This is a genomic window from Pseudomonas sp. HLS-6 TE3448 (assembly GCF_053629555.1).
On the sequence record NZ_JBRJIO010000001.1, the window covers coordinates 4,208,557 to 4,223,758 of the forward strand.

Consider the following 15,202-nt stretch of genomic DNA (forward strand, 5'->3'; position numbering starts at 1 on the left):
CGAACACTTCAACACGACGTATAAAACAGAGAAATCGCTTTACCGCTAATGACCATTTCGGGTGCCATTACACCCGTTTGCATAGGGACGGAGAGACGTATGATTGATGCTGCTGTCGAACCTCATGTAACGCATTTCACTGCTCAAGTCATCGAGCCGGCCAGTCCCCCTTTCGCACCTGCAGCGACGCCATCCAGGCCCGTACCACAGCAAAACCCGAACAAGAAAAAAATCCTGTTCGTCACCTCCGAGATCGCCGATCTGGTCAAGACCGGTGGCTTGGGCGACGTCTCGGCTGCCTTGCCGCGCGCCATGAGCCACCTGCATGACGTGCGGGTACTGATCCCCGGCTATCCGCAGGTGCTGGAAAGCGACAATCCGATTCATCTGGTCGGGGAACTGGGCGGGCACGCCGCACTCCCTCCCTGCAAGATCGGCCGCATGGACCTGGCCGACGGCCTGGTGATCTATGTCCTGATCTGCCCAGAACTGTACCAGCGCGAAGGCACGCCCTACGGGGCAAACAATGGCCGCGACTGGCCTGACAACCACATCCGTTTCGCCCGCCTGGGGCTGGCCGCCGCCGAGATCGCGGCTGGCGAGGGCATGGTGCACTGGAAGCCCGACCTGGTGCATGCCCATGACTGGCCCGCTGGCCTGGCGCCGGCGTACATGCACTGGCGCGGCCTGCATACCCCAACCCTGTTCACCATTCACAACCTCGCCTATCAGGGGGTGGTCAGCCGGGCGTGCTGCCCGGAACTGGCCATCCCAGAACACGCCCTGCAGCAGGAAGGCATGGAGTTCTATGGCAAGCTGTCCTTCCTCAAGGCCGGCCTTGCCTATTCCAGCCACATCACCACAGTCAGCGCCACCTACGCGCAGGAAATCACCACACCAGCGTTTGGCTGCGGCCTCGACGGTTTTCTCTCGAGCAAGGCGCAGTCGGGCCTGTTGAGTGGCATTCCCAACGGCATCGACGAGAGCTGGGATTCGGCTACCGACACCCACCTGAGCCACCCCTTCAGCCTCAACGACTGGGAGGGCAAGGCGCGCAATACCCAACAGGTACGCACACTGTTCGGTTTGCAGCCCAGCGAGGGGCCACTGTTTGCAGTCGTGTCACGACTGGTCTATCAGAAAGGCCTGGACCTGACGCTGGGCGTTGCCGAATACATCGTCCAACAAGGCGGCCAGATCGCGATTATCGGTCGTGGCGAGCCGGAAGAAGAACAGGCCATGCGTGACCTGGCGCTACGTTTTCCAGGGCAGATCGGCGTACGCATCGGTTTCAATGAAACTGACGCCCGGCGCATGTTTGCCGGCAGCGACTTCCTGCTGATGCCGTCACGCTATGAACCCTGTGGCCTCAGCCAGATGTATGCGCAGCGCTTCGGTTCACTGCCGGTAGCCCGCAATACCGGCGGCCTGGCCGACACCATCGAAAATGGCGTCACCGGGTTTCTGTTCAACGAGTCTACGGTGGAGAGTTACCGCGAAGCCTTGAGCCGGGCCTTTTATGTCTATGCCAAAAAAGACCTGCTGCACGCCATGCGCTGCCTGTCGATGACCCAACCCTTCAACTGGTGCCAGGCGGTAGAGCCCTACGCCCGTTTGTATGAAGCGTTGGTAGAACGCGCCACTCAAGGTCACTCATGAGCACGAGGTAACGGGCATGCCCAAAAGCCCGGCCCAGTTGCCAACCCTCGGTAATCACCTGCTGGAGCACGAAACTAGCCGTTTCGCGCTCCGGGCACCGGAGCCTTCCCATGACTGACCACGCCTTGCTCTTGCTGGCGCACCGTGCCGGCCTGCAAGTGGACTGGACCGACGCCAACGGCCGTCAACAACGGGTCACCGACACCGTCCTGCGTAAAATGCTGGCCGGGTTGGGCCACCCAGCCGACACCCCAGCAGCCATCGAGAAGAGCCTGAGCGCACTGCTCAAAGCCCATGACGCCAAGCATCTCCCCCCCCTGTTGACGGTGGATCTGGGGCATCCTCTGGACCTATCGCACTACTTTGCCGCAGGCAGCACCTGCCAGGTGACACTGGAAGACACGCATGAAAAGTCACTGCAACTGGACGCCCATGCCATGCTGCCCGGCACGCTGCCAATCGGCTACCACCAGGTGGCGATTGACGGACGCACCTTCACCCTCGCCGTTGCGCCTTTGCGTTGCTACAGCCTGGCGGATGCCTTGGGTACCGATCATCCACGCTGCTGGGGGCTGAGCGCTCAACTCTATAGCCTGCGTCGCCCGGGTGATGGCGGTTTCGGTGACTGCCTGGCACTGGAGGCGCTGGCACGCAGTGCCGCCGAGCGCGGTGCTGATGCCCTGGCTATCAGCCCGGTGCATGCGATGTTTGCCAGCGACACTGAACGCTACAGCCCCTACTCACCGTCCAGCCGACTGTTTCTGAACAGCCTGTACGCCAGCCCGGCGATTATTTTTGGCGAGCGTGCCGTACGCCAGGCAAATGAACAGATCGGGCAAGAGGAACTGCAACGCCTCGAAGACCTTCCACTGATCGAATGGCCCAGTGCCGCGAAGGCCAAGCAGCGCCTGCTAGAGGCGTTGTACCGAGACTTCATCCAGCAGGAACACCCGCTGTACAACGACTTCCAGAGCTTTCGCGACACCGGTGGTCAAGCCCTGGAGCATCACTGCCGCTTTGAAGCCATGCTGGAGGCCGCCGCTGAACGCGGCATGGACGCTGACTGGCGGCATTGGCCGAAAACCTGGCACAACCCCTACAGCGCGGAGGTCGCAGCCTTCGCCGAGCAGCACGCCGAACGGGTTACTTATCACGCGTTCTGCCAATGGCTGATTACCCGCAGCCTTGAACGTGCACAGGACGCTGCCCGCAGCAACGGCATGAGCGTTGGCCTGATCAGCGACCTGGCCATCGGTGCTGACGGTGTTGGCAGCCAGGCCTGGAGTCGCCAGGACGAACTGTTGGCCGACTTCAGCATCGGCGCGCCGCCCGACCTGCTCAACCGTGCCGGGCAGAAGTGGGGCCTGTGTGCATTTTCCCCTGAAGGACTGCGGCGCAATGGCTTTCGCGCCTTTATCGAGATGCTCAGGGCCAGCTTTCAGCATGCCGGGGGCTTGCGCATCGACCATGTACTGGGCCTGCAGCGGCTCTGGCTGATCCCCTTGGACGCCGAAGCGGGTGACGGCGCCTACCTGCACTACCCGCTCGACGACCTGTTGCGCCTGCTGAGCCTGGAATCGGTGCGACACAAGGGCATTGTGCTGGGTGAAGACCTCGGAACCATACCGGAAGGCTTGCGCGACAAGCTCTCCGCACGGGCCATACTCGGCCTTCGTGTGCTGTTGTTTGAGCAGCATGGACATGGCCAGTTCAAGCCGATCCTTGATTGGCCGGACGATGCGCTGGCCACCAGCAGCACCCACGACCTGCCACCGCTGGCCGGCTGGCTGCAGGCCCGCGACATCGATTGGAACCAGCGTCTGGGGTTGATCGACGCCATCACCGAGCGGCACTGGCGCGAAACCCGCGTAACGGAATGCAAAGGCCTGCGCAGCATTCTGGAACAGAACTACCACCAGTCGCTCCCGGACAGTGATTCGCTCATCGATGCCTGCGTACGCTTTATCGGCCATACCCGCGCGCCGCTGGTGCTGCTGCCATTGGAGGATGCCTTGGGTATTGATGAACAGCCCAACCTTCCGGGTACGGTCAGCGGCCATCCCAACTGGCGTCGACGCTTCGCCCTGAACGCCGATGCCTTGCTCGATGACCCGGACGCCGCTCGCCGCCTGGAGCTGCTGGCGCGAGCCCGTGAACAAGCCTTCGAGCGTGACAGATGAATTCAACCCCGGCGATCTCGGCGCTGCTGCCCAGCGGTTTGCCTGCCACTGCAACACCCCACTTGATCCCGGCACAGAACCGGGACAACACACCTGTGCTTCTACCCTTTGTCTTGTCCTCTGCCAGCTGTTCGGGACGTGCTGACACATTTCCCGTCAATCTCGTTATCCAGCCTATCGCCTGAAACAGGAGCATCAAGATGAGTGTCGAGGAAAAACGCATTAAAGAATTCGCCTACCTGATCTGGGAGTCGGAAGGTAAACCCGACGGCCAGGAGCATCGCCATTGGGAGATGGCACGCAAACTGGCTGAGGCCGAAGCACTGGCACCCAAGGCAAAACCGCGCAAACCCAAAGCTGCCGCCAGCGCCCCCTCACGTGCTAGCCCCGCCAGCGCAGACAAGCCAGCGTCGGTGAAAAAGCCACGCACCACCAGAAAGCCTGCCGCACAGTAAGCGCACTGCAACGTCGGCCTGCCTGCACAGGCCGACGTATGAGCAAGCGACAGATGAACGGCGAGTGCATCCGTTGACGGCACGAGATGGCCCGGAACTGCGACCGCCCCCACCCACCGGCCCCATGAAGCAAGGACCTCCATGACGACACGCAAGCCCGCTGCGCCACTCCATGAACCTTCGCGATTGCGCGAGGGCCTGCCCTATCCGCTGGGTGCAACCTGGGATGGCCTGGGCGTCAATTTTGCACTGTTCTCAGCCAACGCAACCAAAGTTGAACTGTGCCTGTTCGACGCTGACGGTCAGGTGGAACTTGAGCGAATCGAACTGCCTGAGTACACCGACGAGATCTACCACGGCTACCTGCCCGACGCGCACCCAGGGTTGCTCTATGGCTACCGTGTGCATGGTCCCTACGCGCCGGAAAACGGCCACCGTTTCAACCCCAACAAACTGCTGATCGACCCCTACGCCAAACAGTTGGTCGGCGAAGTGCGGTGGTCCGAAGCACTGTTTGGCTACACCATCGGCCACCCCGACGGCGACCTGAGTTTTGACACCCGCGACAGCGCGCCCTTCGTGCCCAAGTGCAAGGTCATCGACCCGGCCTACACCTGGGGGCGCGATCAGCGCGTCAACGTCCCCTGGGATCGAACCCTGCTGTATGAGGCACACGTACGCGGCATCAGCATGCGCCATCCGGCCGTACCGGAGCCCCACCGCGGCACCTTTGCCGGTTTGATGTGCGAGGCGTTGTTGAGCCATATCAAACAGCTGGGGGTTACCTCCGTTGAACTGCTGCCCATTCATGCATTTGTCAACGACCAGCACTTGCTGAAAAAAGGCATGAACAATTTCTGGGGCTACAACAGCATCGCGTTTTTTGCCCCTCATCAGCGTTATCTGGCCAGCGGCAAAATCGCCGAATTCAAGGAGATGGTCGCGCACCTGCACGATGCCGGGCTGGAGGTCATACTCGATGTGGTCTACAACCACACCGCCGAAGGCAATGAGCAAGGCCCGACCCTGTCCATGCGCGGTATCGACAATGCCTCCTACTACCGCCTGATGCCCGATAACAAGCGGCTCTATATCAACGACTCAGGCACCGGCAACACCCTCGACCTGAGCCACCCGTGCGTGCTGCAACTGGTGACCGACTCCTTGCGCTATTGGGCTGGCGACATGCACGTGGACGGGTTCCGCTTTGACCTGGCGACCATCCTTGGTCGCTACCATAGCGGTTATGACGAGCGTCACAGTTTTCTTGTTGCCTGTCGCCAGGACCCACTGTTACGTCAGCTCAAACTGATCGCCGAACCCTGGGACTGTGGCCCCGGAGGCTATCAGGTGGGCAACTTCGCTCCCGGCTGGGCGGAGTGGAACGACCGCTTCCGCGACACCATGCGTGCCTTCTGGAAGGGTGACGAGGGCCAGTTGACGGACTTCGCCTCGCGTATGACCGCCTCCGGCGAGCTGTTCAACCGACGTGGCCGACGGCCTTTCGCCTCAGTGAACTTCATCACCGCCCACGACGGTTTCACCCTGCGCGACCTGGTGTCCTATAACCAGAAACACAACCTGGACAACGACGAGAACAACCAGGACGGCAGCGACCACAACCTGTCCTGGAACCATGGCGTCGAAGGCCCTACCGACAACCCCGAGATCCGTGCCCTGCGCATGCAGCAAATGCGCAATTTCTTCGCAACCCTGCTGCTGGCCCAAGGCACCCCCATGATCGTCGCGGGCGACGAGTTCAGCCGTACCCAGCACGGCAATAACAACGCCTATTGTCAGGACAGCGAGATCGGCTGGGTCAACTGGGACCTGGATGAAGAGGGCACAGCCCTGCTCGACTTCGTCAAACGCCTGACCGCACTGCGCCAGCACTACCCGGTGCTGCGCCGTTCGCGCTTCCTGGTGGGCACATTCAATGAAGCCCTGGGCGTCAAGGATGTCACCTGGCTGGCAACCGACGGCCACGAAATGACCATAGAGCAATGGCATGACCACCAAGGGCGCTGTCTGGGCATGCTGCTGAACGGGCGGGCACAGGCCAGCGGCATCCTGCGCCCGGGGAACGACGCGAGCCTGCTGTTGATCGTCAACGCCTACCACGACCCACGCACCTTCACCTTGCCTGCAGTCCCGGATGGCAACCACTGGAGCTGCCTGCTCAATACCGCCCGGCCTGCGGAGGGCAAGACCAGACGGCTGGCGTTCGGCAGCAAACTGAAGGTCAGCGGCCGTTCTCTGGTGTTGTTGGAACTGCACGCTGCCGAGGATGCGTGATTTCGGGCGTGCTGATCTTCGTCGAGGCGGCAGGCTCGTTTTTTTAGTTTTTACAAATCAGATAGTTAAGCCTTTTCGCACGCCTTGATCATTTTTCATACCGAAAGACACGAAAAGTGCGCAACAAGGAACGAGCGCGCCAGGAAAGATTCAACACCGTTGCAGTGCACTGCCCGCAAGCACTCCTTAGAAATGATTCGAAATAGCCAGCCCCGTTGAAAGACCCTCCGGGGCTATTAAAAATGAAGAAATCATAATTTTCAGCACATTAGATGCTCCAACGCTCCCCTCACGACACATTCACAATTTCTTGACGCATGCCTTGACCTCTCCTTAGCTTCAGGGAGTGAAACCATACAAAAATACTCATTCCGGGCCTCTAGCTCGCGTCTTTTCGCGCAAGCCTGGGGCTGGTTTGCTGGCGCGTGTCGCCCTCTGATTTTGTCGTACAGCCCGTGACATTCAGCCAGGCCATTGGCTGTTACAACAGAGGAGATCCGCCATGAAAAAAACATCGAGTCCTTCGGGCTTTGAGTATGTTTTCTACGCGGTTTCCACGTCGCTGCTAATCGCAACCCCTGTGGAAACCCATGCAGTGAGCCTAGAGGATAACGATTCGTTCTACGCACAATCGGCGGACCTGCCGGTTGTGTCGCTGCAACCGGTCAGCGTTGCGGGGTTGAGCCTGAGCAGCCTGAGCGGCTTCTCTGGACGCCAGGCGGAGCGCGCAATTCAGGTTCCACAGGACAGCATTGCCAGCCAATGGGCGCAGTTCCTTCCATCCCCTGGCAAGCCTGCAGGCACTGCACCGTACAACCTTGACGCGCCGAACCAGAACCTGCAGATCAGCCCCGACCTGTTCGTCCGTGAAACCAGTGATGGCAATACTCACCGTGCTGGTTTCTTCGTCGGTCACAGCAACTTGCAAAGCCGCTTTGATGGTATGCGCCCACGCGGCAGCGAACCGAAAAATGCGGTCAAGCTGGAAGGTGAAAGCCTGGGCGTCTATTGGAGCATGACCCATGACCAAGGCTGGCATGTGGATGCTGTCGCCATGGGTACCCGCTTCGATGCCAGCGGCCGCAACGAAAGCGGTACTCGCCTGGACGGTACAGGCCATGCGCTAACCCTCTCGGTAGAAGGTGGCTACCCCATTGGCCTGGGTGACAACTGGGTGATCGAACCACAGGCACAATTGATCAACCAACAGTACTACCCCGGGAACCCTAACCAGGCCGAAATGCTGCAAAGCCACGACAGCCTGCCGAACTGGAGCGGACGCGTCGGCGCGCGCTTGTCTGGACGCTATGAAGTGCGTGGCATGCCGATCGAGCCCTACGTGCGCACCAACGTCTGGTATGACTTCTCCAACGCCGACACCCTTAGCCTCGACAAGGTAGACAAAGTCAGCAGTAGCCGCAGCTCTGCCACGATTGAACTGGGGATGGGCCTGGTCGCGCGGATGACACCCAAGGTGAGCCTGTTCGTCAGTGCCGACTACAGCAGCGTTGTCGACGATAACGCCCTGAATGGCTTGATTGGCAATCTGGGTATACGGGTGCGCTGGTAGTGGCGTGGCCCCATCGTCGGCAACGCCGGTTCCTGCATGGGGCTCGGCATACCAGCCCCAGCAGGCGGCAGGCGGCTATGCCGGACGCAGGATCAACACCGCCAGCGGTGGCAGGTTCAGTGCCAGTGACCGCGCTTGCCCATGGCTGGCAATCGGCTCACTGGCCACGCTGCCACCATTGCCGTAATTGGACCCGGCATAGCATTCGGCATCGCTGTTGAGCACCTCACGCCAGTGCTCACCGCAGGGTACACCGATGCGGTAGCCCTCACGCGGCACAGGGGTGAAATTGGCGACCACCAACAACGGCTCACCTTTCGCGCTCCAGCGCAGCCAAGCGTAGACACTGTTGTGTGCATCGTCACCGATCAGCCATTGAAAGCCGCCTGGCAGGCAGTCCTGCTCATGTAACGCGCGCTCCTCGCGGTACAACCGATTGAGGTCCCCCACCAGACGCTGAACGCCCAGATGCTCGGAGTACTTGAGCAGGTACCAGTCCAGCTCACTGTCGTGGTTCCACTCACGCCACTGGCCGAATTCGCAGCCCATGAACAGCAGCTTCTTGCCAGGATGCGCCCACATGAAGGTCAGGTACGCACGAAGATTGGCAAATTTCTGCCAACGGTCGCCCGGCATCTTGTCAATCAGAGAGTGCTTGCCATGCACCACTTCGTCATGGGAAATCGGCAGGATGAAATGCTCGGAGTAGGCATAGATCAGGCCGAAACTCATCTCGTTGTGGTGGTGCACGCGGTGCACCGGATCGTTCTGGATATAGTGCAGGGTGTCGTGCATCCAGCCCATGTTCCACTTGTAGGAAAAGCCCAGCCCGCCCTGCTGAGTCGGCTGGCTGACACCGGGCCAGGCCGTCGACTCTTCAGCGATCATCAGCGCACCCGGCACTTCCTCGGCAACCACCGCGTTCAAATGCTTCAGGAAGTCGATGGCCTCAAGGTTCTCACGACCACCGTGACGGTTGGGTATCCACTCACCTTCGTTACGCGAATAATCGCGATACAGCATCGAGGCCACCGCATCGACCCGTAACCCATCAATGTGGAAATGCTTGAGCCAGTGCAGTGCCGAAGCCAGCATGAACCCATGAACTTCGGTACGGCCAAGGTTGTAGATCAGCGTATCCCAGTCCTGATGAAAGCCCTCCAGCGGGTTGTCATACTCATACAGTGCCGTGCCATCAAAACGTGCCAGGCCGTGGGTGTCGGTCGGGAAGTGTGCCGGTACCCAATCGAGAATCACACCGATGTCGGCCTGATGGCAGGCGTCGATAAAGGCAGCGAAATCCTCGGCCGAACCGTAGCGTGCCGTGGGCGCAAACAGCGACAACGGCTGATACCCCCAAGAGCCGCCGAACGGATGCTCCATGATCGGCATGAGTTCAATATGGGTAAAGTCCAGGCTCTGGATGTAGGGGATCAGGCGCTCGGCCAGCTCTCGCCAGTTGTAAAACCTTGCAACCTCACCCTCATCGTCCAGCTCGCACTGCCAGGAACCCGCATGCAGTTCATAAATTGACAATGGCGCATCGGTGGCCTGGCGAGCACTGCGATTCTGCATCCAGTAGTGATCCTGCCAGTCATGCTGCAGGTGCCCAGCCACCTTCGACGCCGTGCTCGGTGGCAGCTCCGTGGCCCGGGCCAAGGGGTCGGCCCTAAGCGGCAGGATCCCTTCATGGCCGAGAATTTCGTACTTGTATGCCTCGCCGGGATACAACCGAGGCACGAACACTTCCCAGACCCCGCTGGAATGGCGCAAGCGCATCGGATGCCGACGTCCGTCCCAGTTGTTGAAATCACCCACTACCGAGACCCGCCGGGCATTGGGCGCCCACACCGAGAAACACACGCCATCAACACCGTCCACCTGCATCGGCTGCGCACCGAAACGCGAGGACAGGTCGCGGTGATTGCCTTCGGCGAACAGGTAAAGGTCCGTATCACCCAGTAGCGGGCCAAAGCTGTAGGGGTCTTCGGTGATTTGCTCGTCACCCTCCCAACCGATCTTCAAGCGATAAGCCTGTGCCGTACCGATACGCCCGGTAAACAGTCCCTCTACGTCACCCTGCACCAGGTCGGCGAGCACCTCATCACGGTCACGGGCCAATACCTGTACCGTCAATGCCTTGGGCAGGTAGACCGTGACCCACTGAGCGCCGGCACCATCAAGGTGCGGCCCCAGGACTGCAAACGGATCGGCATGCTCGGCCTTTACCAGCGCCTCGATATCCCGTTGGTCAAGCCGCCCCTGCTCCCGCTTGTGCACGCTCATCTACTGCTCTCCCAGGTACTGATAAGCCCATGCAGACCATGCAAGGACACGGCCAACCGCTTGGGCGGTCGGCGTCATGAGCCCCTGCACCAGCCAACACCCTGGCAGCAGCATAGACGACTGAACGCAGCGTGCGCGCTTGATATGCGCGCTGGCGTTAACCGCGCTTGCAGGTATTGATACCCAACAATGCGTACGCCGGACAAAAGCGGAAAATACCGGTCAATACCGGCACTACGCCGATCCAGCCCCAAACGCCGATCACCCCGGCCAGGCTCAGGCCGATGAGGATCAGGCCAGCGATAACACGTAGGCTACCGTCGATGGTTCCAACATTTGCGTTCATGGTGATCTCCCGATCAATGCGCGCGCCGACGCTCCAGCGCCGCGAACAGCAACATGCCGGCCAGCATGGCCAACACGAAGACAACGCTTTGCCAATGCCCGGTTAACAACACTGCAACCGCCGGCCCCGGACAGATACCGGCAATTCCCCAGCCTATACCGAACACCAGACCACCGACGATCAAGCGACGATCCAGCTCACGCTTGACCGGCAGTTGCATGGGCAGGCCCAGTAACGACGTCGAGCGCTTGCGGGCCACGCTCATAGGCACAAAGGCCACAGCTATCGCTCCCACCATCACCAGTGCCAGCGAGGGGTCCCAGGCACCGCCCAGGTCTAGAAACGCCAGTACTTTGCCTGGGTTGGCCATCCCCGCCAGCAGGAGCCCGATACCGAACAACAGCCCTGCAAGAAACGCTGTCAGCTTGTTCATGCTCAACCTCCCCATAGATGACGCAGGACAAACACCGTGGCAAAACCACTGGCCATGAAACACAAGGTTGCCACCAGCGAGCGCCCAGACAACCGTGAGATGCCACACACCCCATGGCCACTGGTGCACCCGGCGCCATAACGTGTACCGATACCAACCAGCAAACCGGCGCTTACCAGACCAAACACCCCGTTCTGGAACTCAAGGCTTGGCAGCGCAGCAAAAAGCCCCCAGACCAATGGCGCGACCAGCAGCCCCAACAAAAACAGCGCCTTTTCGCTACGCCCCTCGCCGTCGCGCTGCAACACGCTACCCAGCAGACCGCTGATACCGGCAATCCGCCCGTTGGCCAGCACGAACAGGCTGGCCGCCAGGCCAATCAGCGCACCACCGGCCAGGGATGAGCCTGGCGTGAAATGTAACCAGTCGATGTTCACGAAGCCTCTCCTGCACAGAACAGTTGATACAGCGTATTGATCACCGCCAGCGCCGCCGGGCTGCTGATCCGGTAATAGATCTGCTTGCCTTCACGGCGGGTGGCAACCAAGCCCTCGCGACGCAACACCGCGAGCTGTTGCGACAGCGTCGGTTGTTGAATGCCCAGCAGCGCCTCCAGTTCACTGACATTGCGCTCGCCCTCGGTCAGTTGGCACAGCAACAGAAGACGATCCGGGTTGGCCAGGGCCTTGAGCAACTGACTGGCCTGGTCGGCATTGGCATGCAGTTGCTGGATATCGAGGGGCTGCACGTGGCTATTCATGTCAGGCGGGCTATTCAATTAAGATAATAACAATCTATTACTTTGTATAGTGTATGGCAAGCAAAACGCCACCGGGAGGCGACATTGCATCACTCCTTGGTGGCGTCTGCTGATCGACGTTGATTTACCCGTTGTTGCCCTGACGCGTGCGCAGCTCCTCGATACTGATTTCGCGCATGCGGAACTTCTGCACTTTCCCGGTAACAGTCATCGGGAACTCGTCGACAAAGCGGAAGTAACGCGGTGTCTTGAAGTGCGCAATACGGCTCTTGCACCACTGCTGCAGCTCGACATCGCTGGCGCTGTGGCCCGGGTGGAACTTGATCCAGGCCACGATTTCCTCGCCATAGCGGTCATCCGGAATGCCAATGACCTGCACATCGGCCACCGCGGGATGGGTGAAGAAGAACTCTTCCAGTTCGCGTGGGTAGATGTTCTCCCCGCCGCGGATGATCATGTCCTTGTTGCGCCCGGCTATGCATACATACCCCCGCTCATCCATCGTCGCCAGGTCACCGGTATGCATCCAGCCTGCCGGGTCGATGGCATCACTGGTTGCCGACGGGTTGCCCCAGTAACCGAGCATGACGCTGTAGCCCCGGGTACAGAGCTCACCAATCTGCCCACGCGGGACGACGCAGCCGTGCTCATCGATGATCTTGCTTTCCAGTTGCGGCTGGGTGCGCCCTACCGTGGTCACCCGCAGCTCCAGCTCATCGTCCGGCCCGGTCTGCAACGACACCGGGCTGGTCTCGGTCATGCCATAGGCGATCTGCACTTCACTCATGTGCATCTCATTGATGACCCGGCGCATCACTTCAATCGGACAGGTCGCACCAGCCATGATCCCCGTGCGCAGGCTGGAGAGATCGAACTCACCACGTTGCGGGTGATCGAGCAAGGCAATGAACATGGTCGGTACGCCATACAACGCCGTGGCCCGCTCTTCACTGACCGTACTCAGGGTCAGCAATGGGTCGAAGGCATCGTTGGGGTAAATCATGGTGCTGCCATGGGTGACGCAGCCCAGGTTACCCATGACCATGCCGAAGCAATGGTACAGCGGCACCGGGATCACCATACGGTCGTGCTCGGTAAGCCCCAGGCTTTCACCCACCATGTAGCCATTGTTGAGGATGTTGTAATGGCTCAGCGTCGCGCCTTTCGGGAAGCCGGTGGTGCCGGAGGTGTACTGGATGTTCACCGGCTGATCGAACTGCAGGCTGTGCTGACGGGCCAGGTACTCCTGCTCACTGACACCCTCGGCCAACGCAGCCAGATTACCCCAGGCGAGAAAACCGCCCGGCGGTTGTGCCGCAAGGCTGATCACACCGTGCAGATCCGGCAGACGCTCACTGTTCAACTGACCAGGCGCCTGATGTGCCAGGTCAGGCAACAGCTCGCCGAGCATCTCATGGTAGTTCGAGGTTTTGAACGCATCGGCACAGATCAGCCACTGGCAGCCTGACTGTCTGAGTACATACTCCAACTCACTGGTGCGGTAGGCCGGGTTGATGTTGACCAGGATCACACCGACCTTGGCACTGGCGAACTGGGCAATGCACCATTGAGCGCAGTTCGGCGCCCAGATACCCAGTCGATCACCGGTTTTCATGCCCAGCGCCATAAACGCTTTGGCATGCTGGTCGACACTGTCAGCCAGTTGCTGCCAGGTGTAACGTATCTGCTGGTGACGCACCACCAGGGCCTCACGATCAGCAAAGCGTGAGGCCGTGTGGTCGAAAGCCTGGCCGATGGTCTTGGCCAGCAAGGGTTTGTCCTGGCGGCCCTGGGTGTAGCTCGGTTGATTCATGGCGGTCCCTTTTTGTGTTTGTTCTGGGAGCGGATTCAAGCGGCTCTTACTCTGGCGCAAATTTACGTTAACGTAAAGGTCATGGTGCGATTGACAGTTAACAGCGGCAGGTTTACGTTAACGTAAAGGTTAGAAATGAACGGCCACGGTACTGGCCAGTCGCTGAAAGCCTGCGACACGGACCTCACAGAACACACCTCCCAAGAACAACCATTAAAGGTGCCAGCATGCGTTATCCGACCCTGAACTTTGCCCTTGGCGAAACCATCGACATGCTCCGCGACCAGGTCCAGGCCTTCGTTGCGGCGGAACTGGCGCCACGCGCCGCGCAAATCGACCACGACAACCTGTTCCCCGTCGATATGTGGCGCAAGTTCGGTGACATGGGCCTGCTCGGCATCACCGTACCGGAAGAATATGGCGGTGCTGGCCTGGGCTACCTGGCCCACGTGGTAAGCATGGAAGAAATCAGCCGTGGCTCGGCCTCGGTCGCCCTCTCCTACGGTGCGCACTCCAACCTGTGCGTGAACCAGATCAACCGTAACGGCACCCACGACCAGAAAACCAAGTACCTGCCGAAACTGATCAGCGGCGAACACATCGGCGCACTGGCCATGAGCGAACCCAACGCCGGTTCCGACGTGGTCTCGATGAAGCTGCGCGCTGACAAGCGCGGCGACCACTATGTACTCAATGGCAGCAAGACCTGGATCACCAACGGCCCGGACGCCAACACCTACGTGATCTACGCGAAGACCGATCTGGAGAAAGGGGCGCACGGCATCACCGCCTTTATTGTCGAGCGTGACTGGAAAGGCTTCACCCGCAGCAACAAGTTCGACAAGCTGGGCATGCGCGGCTCCAACACCTGCGAGCTGTTCTTCGACGACGTCGAGGTGCCGGAAGAAAACATCCTCGGCAGCCTCAACGGTGGCGTCAAAGTGCTGATGAGCGGCCTGGACTACGAGCGCGTGGTACTGTCCGGCGGCCCGACCGGGATCATGCAAGCCTGCATGGACATCGTCGTGCCGTACATCCATGACCGCAAGCAGTTCGGCCAGAGCATCGGCGAGTTCCAGCTGATCCAGGGCAAAGTGGCTGACATGTACACCCAGCTCAACGCCAGCCGTGCCTACCTGTATGCCGTGGCCCAGGCCTGCGACCGCCGCGAGACGACCCGCAAGGACGCTGCCGGGGTGATCCTGTACAGCGCCGAACGCGCCACACAGATGGCCCTGGACGCCATCCAGATTCTCGGCGGCAATGGCTACATCAATGAATTCCCTGCCGGCCGCCTGCTGCGCGACGCGAAGCTGTACGAGATCGGTGCCGGCACCAGCGAGATTCGCCGGATGCTGATCGGTCGCGAACTGTTCAACGAATCCCGCTGAGCTGCGATAAGGAA

General features: G+C 60.3%; 12 protein-coding genes. 6 read left to right on the top strand and 6 right to left on the bottom strand.

Going from position 1 to position 15,202, the window contains the following annotated elements; translation table 11 throughout:
- Window positions 1–99 precede the first annotated feature (99 nt).
- From glgA to AB7M23_RS19255, 5 genes are all read left to right on the top strand, one after another.
- A complete protein-coding gene (gene glgA / locus AB7M23_RS19235; RefSeq protein ID WP_102051561.1) occupies window positions 100–1,659 on the top strand; it encodes a glycogen synthase GlgA in 1,560 nt (519 codons plus the stop codon).
- Between the two features lie 110 nt (window positions 1,660–1,769).
- On the top strand, window positions 1,770–3,839 hold the full coding sequence (malQ, locus tag AB7M23_RS19240) for a 4-alpha-glucanotransferase (protein WP_454241730.1): 2,070 nt from the start codon (window positions 1,770–1,772) through the stop codon (window positions 3,837–3,839).
- A 200-nt stretch (window positions 3,840–4,039) separates the two neighbouring features.
- Complete coding sequence (locus AB7M23_RS19245; RefSeq protein ID WP_454241731.1) at window positions 4,040–4,294, top strand: DUF2934 domain-containing protein; 255 nt, start codon at window positions 4,040–4,042, stop codon at window positions 4,292–4,294.
- A 141-nt stretch (window positions 4,295–4,435) separates the two neighbouring features.
- Window positions 4,436–6,589: a glycogen debranching protein GlgX gene (glgX, locus tag AB7M23_RS19250; protein ID WP_454241732.1), complete on the top strand. Its 2,154-nt coding sequence runs from the start codon at window positions 4,436–4,438 to the stop codon at window positions 6,587–6,589.
- A gap of 502 nt (window positions 6,590–7,091) precedes the next feature.
- On the top strand, window positions 7,092–8,159 hold the full coding sequence (locus tag AB7M23_RS19255; protein ID WP_099775084.1) for an autotransporter domain-containing protein: 1,068 nt from the start codon (window positions 7,092–7,094) through the stop codon (window positions 8,157–8,159).
- Between the two features lie 75 nt (window positions 8,160–8,234).
- Here the strand turns inward: AB7M23_RS19255 and glgB are convergent, their stop codons facing one another.
- From glgB to AB7M23_RS19285, 6 genes are all read right to left on the bottom strand, one after another.
- Window positions 8,235–10,445 (bottom strand): 1,4-alpha-glucan branching protein GlgB, encoded by a 2,211-nt coding sequence (glgB, locus tag AB7M23_RS19260; protein WP_102051557.1) that lies wholly within the window; start codon window positions 10,443–10,445, stop codon window positions 8,235–8,237.
- Window positions 10,446–10,602: 157 nt separating this feature from the next.
- Window positions 10,603–10,791, bottom strand: coding sequence for a YgaP family membrane protein (locus AB7M23_RS19265; protein ID WP_065757671.1), 189 nt, complete (start codon window positions 10,789–10,791; stop codon window positions 10,603–10,605).
- Between the two features lie 13 nt (window positions 10,792–10,804).
- On the bottom strand, window positions 10,805–11,224 hold the full coding sequence (locus AB7M23_RS19270) for a DUF6691 family protein (RefSeq protein ID WP_099775086.1): 420 nt from the start codon (window positions 11,222–11,224) through the stop codon (window positions 10,805–10,807).
- A gap of 2 nt (window positions 11,225–11,226) precedes the next feature.
- Window positions 11,227–11,661, bottom strand: a complete 435-nt coding sequence (locus tag AB7M23_RS19275; protein ID WP_454241733.1) for a YeeE/YedE family protein — start codon at window positions 11,659–11,661, stop codon at window positions 11,227–11,229.
- The gene (locus AB7M23_RS19280; protein ID WP_065757674.1) at window positions 11,658–11,984 is read right to left on the bottom strand and encodes an ArsR/SmtB family transcription factor; all 327 of its coding nucleotides are present in this window, start codon (window positions 11,982–11,984) and stop codon (window positions 11,658–11,660) included. The genes AB7M23_RS19275 and AB7M23_RS19280 overlap by 4 nt, the downstream gene beginning before the upstream one ends.
- Before the next feature lie 124 nt (window positions 11,985–12,108).
- Window positions 12,109–13,797 carry an AMP-binding protein gene (locus tag AB7M23_RS19285; protein ID WP_065757675.1) on the bottom strand — a complete coding sequence of 563 codons (1,689 nt, stop codon included), beginning with the start codon at window positions 13,795–13,797 and terminating at the stop codon, window positions 12,109–12,111.
- Window positions 13,798–14,024: 227 nt separating this feature from the next.
- Here AB7M23_RS19285 and AB7M23_RS19290 point away from each other — a divergent pair, with 227 nt between their 5' ends.
- The gene (locus tag AB7M23_RS19290) at window positions 14,025–15,188 is read left to right on the top strand and encodes an isovaleryl-CoA dehydrogenase (protein WP_065757676.1); all 1,164 of its coding nucleotides are present in this window, start codon (window positions 14,025–14,027) and stop codon (window positions 15,186–15,188) included.
- Window positions 15,189–15,202 lie beyond the last annotated feature (14 nt).

Excerpts from the sequence above, each read along its gene's own strand:
- malQ (WP_454241730.1), top strand. The coding sequence starts at position 1,770 with ATGACTGACCACGCCTTGCTCTTGCTGGCGCACCGTGCCGGCCTGCAA.
- AB7M23_RS19245 (WP_454241731.1), top strand. The coding sequence starts at position 4,040 with ATGAGTGTCGAGGAAAAACGCATTAAAGAATTCGCCTACCTGATCTGG.
- AB7M23_RS19290 (WP_065757676.1), top strand. The coding sequence starts at position 14,025 with ATGCGTTATCCGACCCTGAACTTTGCCCTTGGCGAAACCATCGACATG.
- AB7M23_RS19255 (WP_099775084.1), top strand. The coding sequence starts at position 7,092 with ATGAAAAAAACATCGAGTCCTTCGGGCTTTGAGTATGTTTTCTACGCG.
- glgB (WP_102051557.1), bottom strand. The coding sequence starts at position 10,445 with ATGAGCGTGCACAAGCGGGAGCAGGGGCGGCTTGACCAACGGGATATC.
- AB7M23_RS19265 (WP_065757671.1), bottom strand. The coding sequence starts at position 10,791 with ATGAACGCAAATGTTGGAACCATCGACGGTAGCCTACGTGTTATCGCT.
- AB7M23_RS19270 (WP_099775086.1), bottom strand. The coding sequence starts at position 11,224 with ATGAACAAGCTGACAGCGTTTCTTGCAGGGCTGTTGTTCGGTATCGGG.
- AB7M23_RS19285 (WP_065757675.1), bottom strand. The coding sequence starts at position 13,797 with ATGAATCAACCGAGCTACACCCAGGGCCGCCAGGACAAACCCTTGCTG.
- glgA (WP_102051561.1), top strand. The coding sequence starts at position 100 with ATGATTGATGCTGCTGTCGAACCTCATGTAACGCATTTCACTGCTCAA.
- AB7M23_RS19280 (WP_065757674.1), bottom strand. The coding sequence starts at position 11,984 with ATGAATAGCCACGTGCAGCCCCTCGATATCCAGCAACTGCATGCCAAT.
- glgX (WP_454241732.1), top strand. The coding sequence starts at position 4,436 with ATGACGACACGCAAGCCCGCTGCGCCACTCCATGAACCTTCGCGATTG.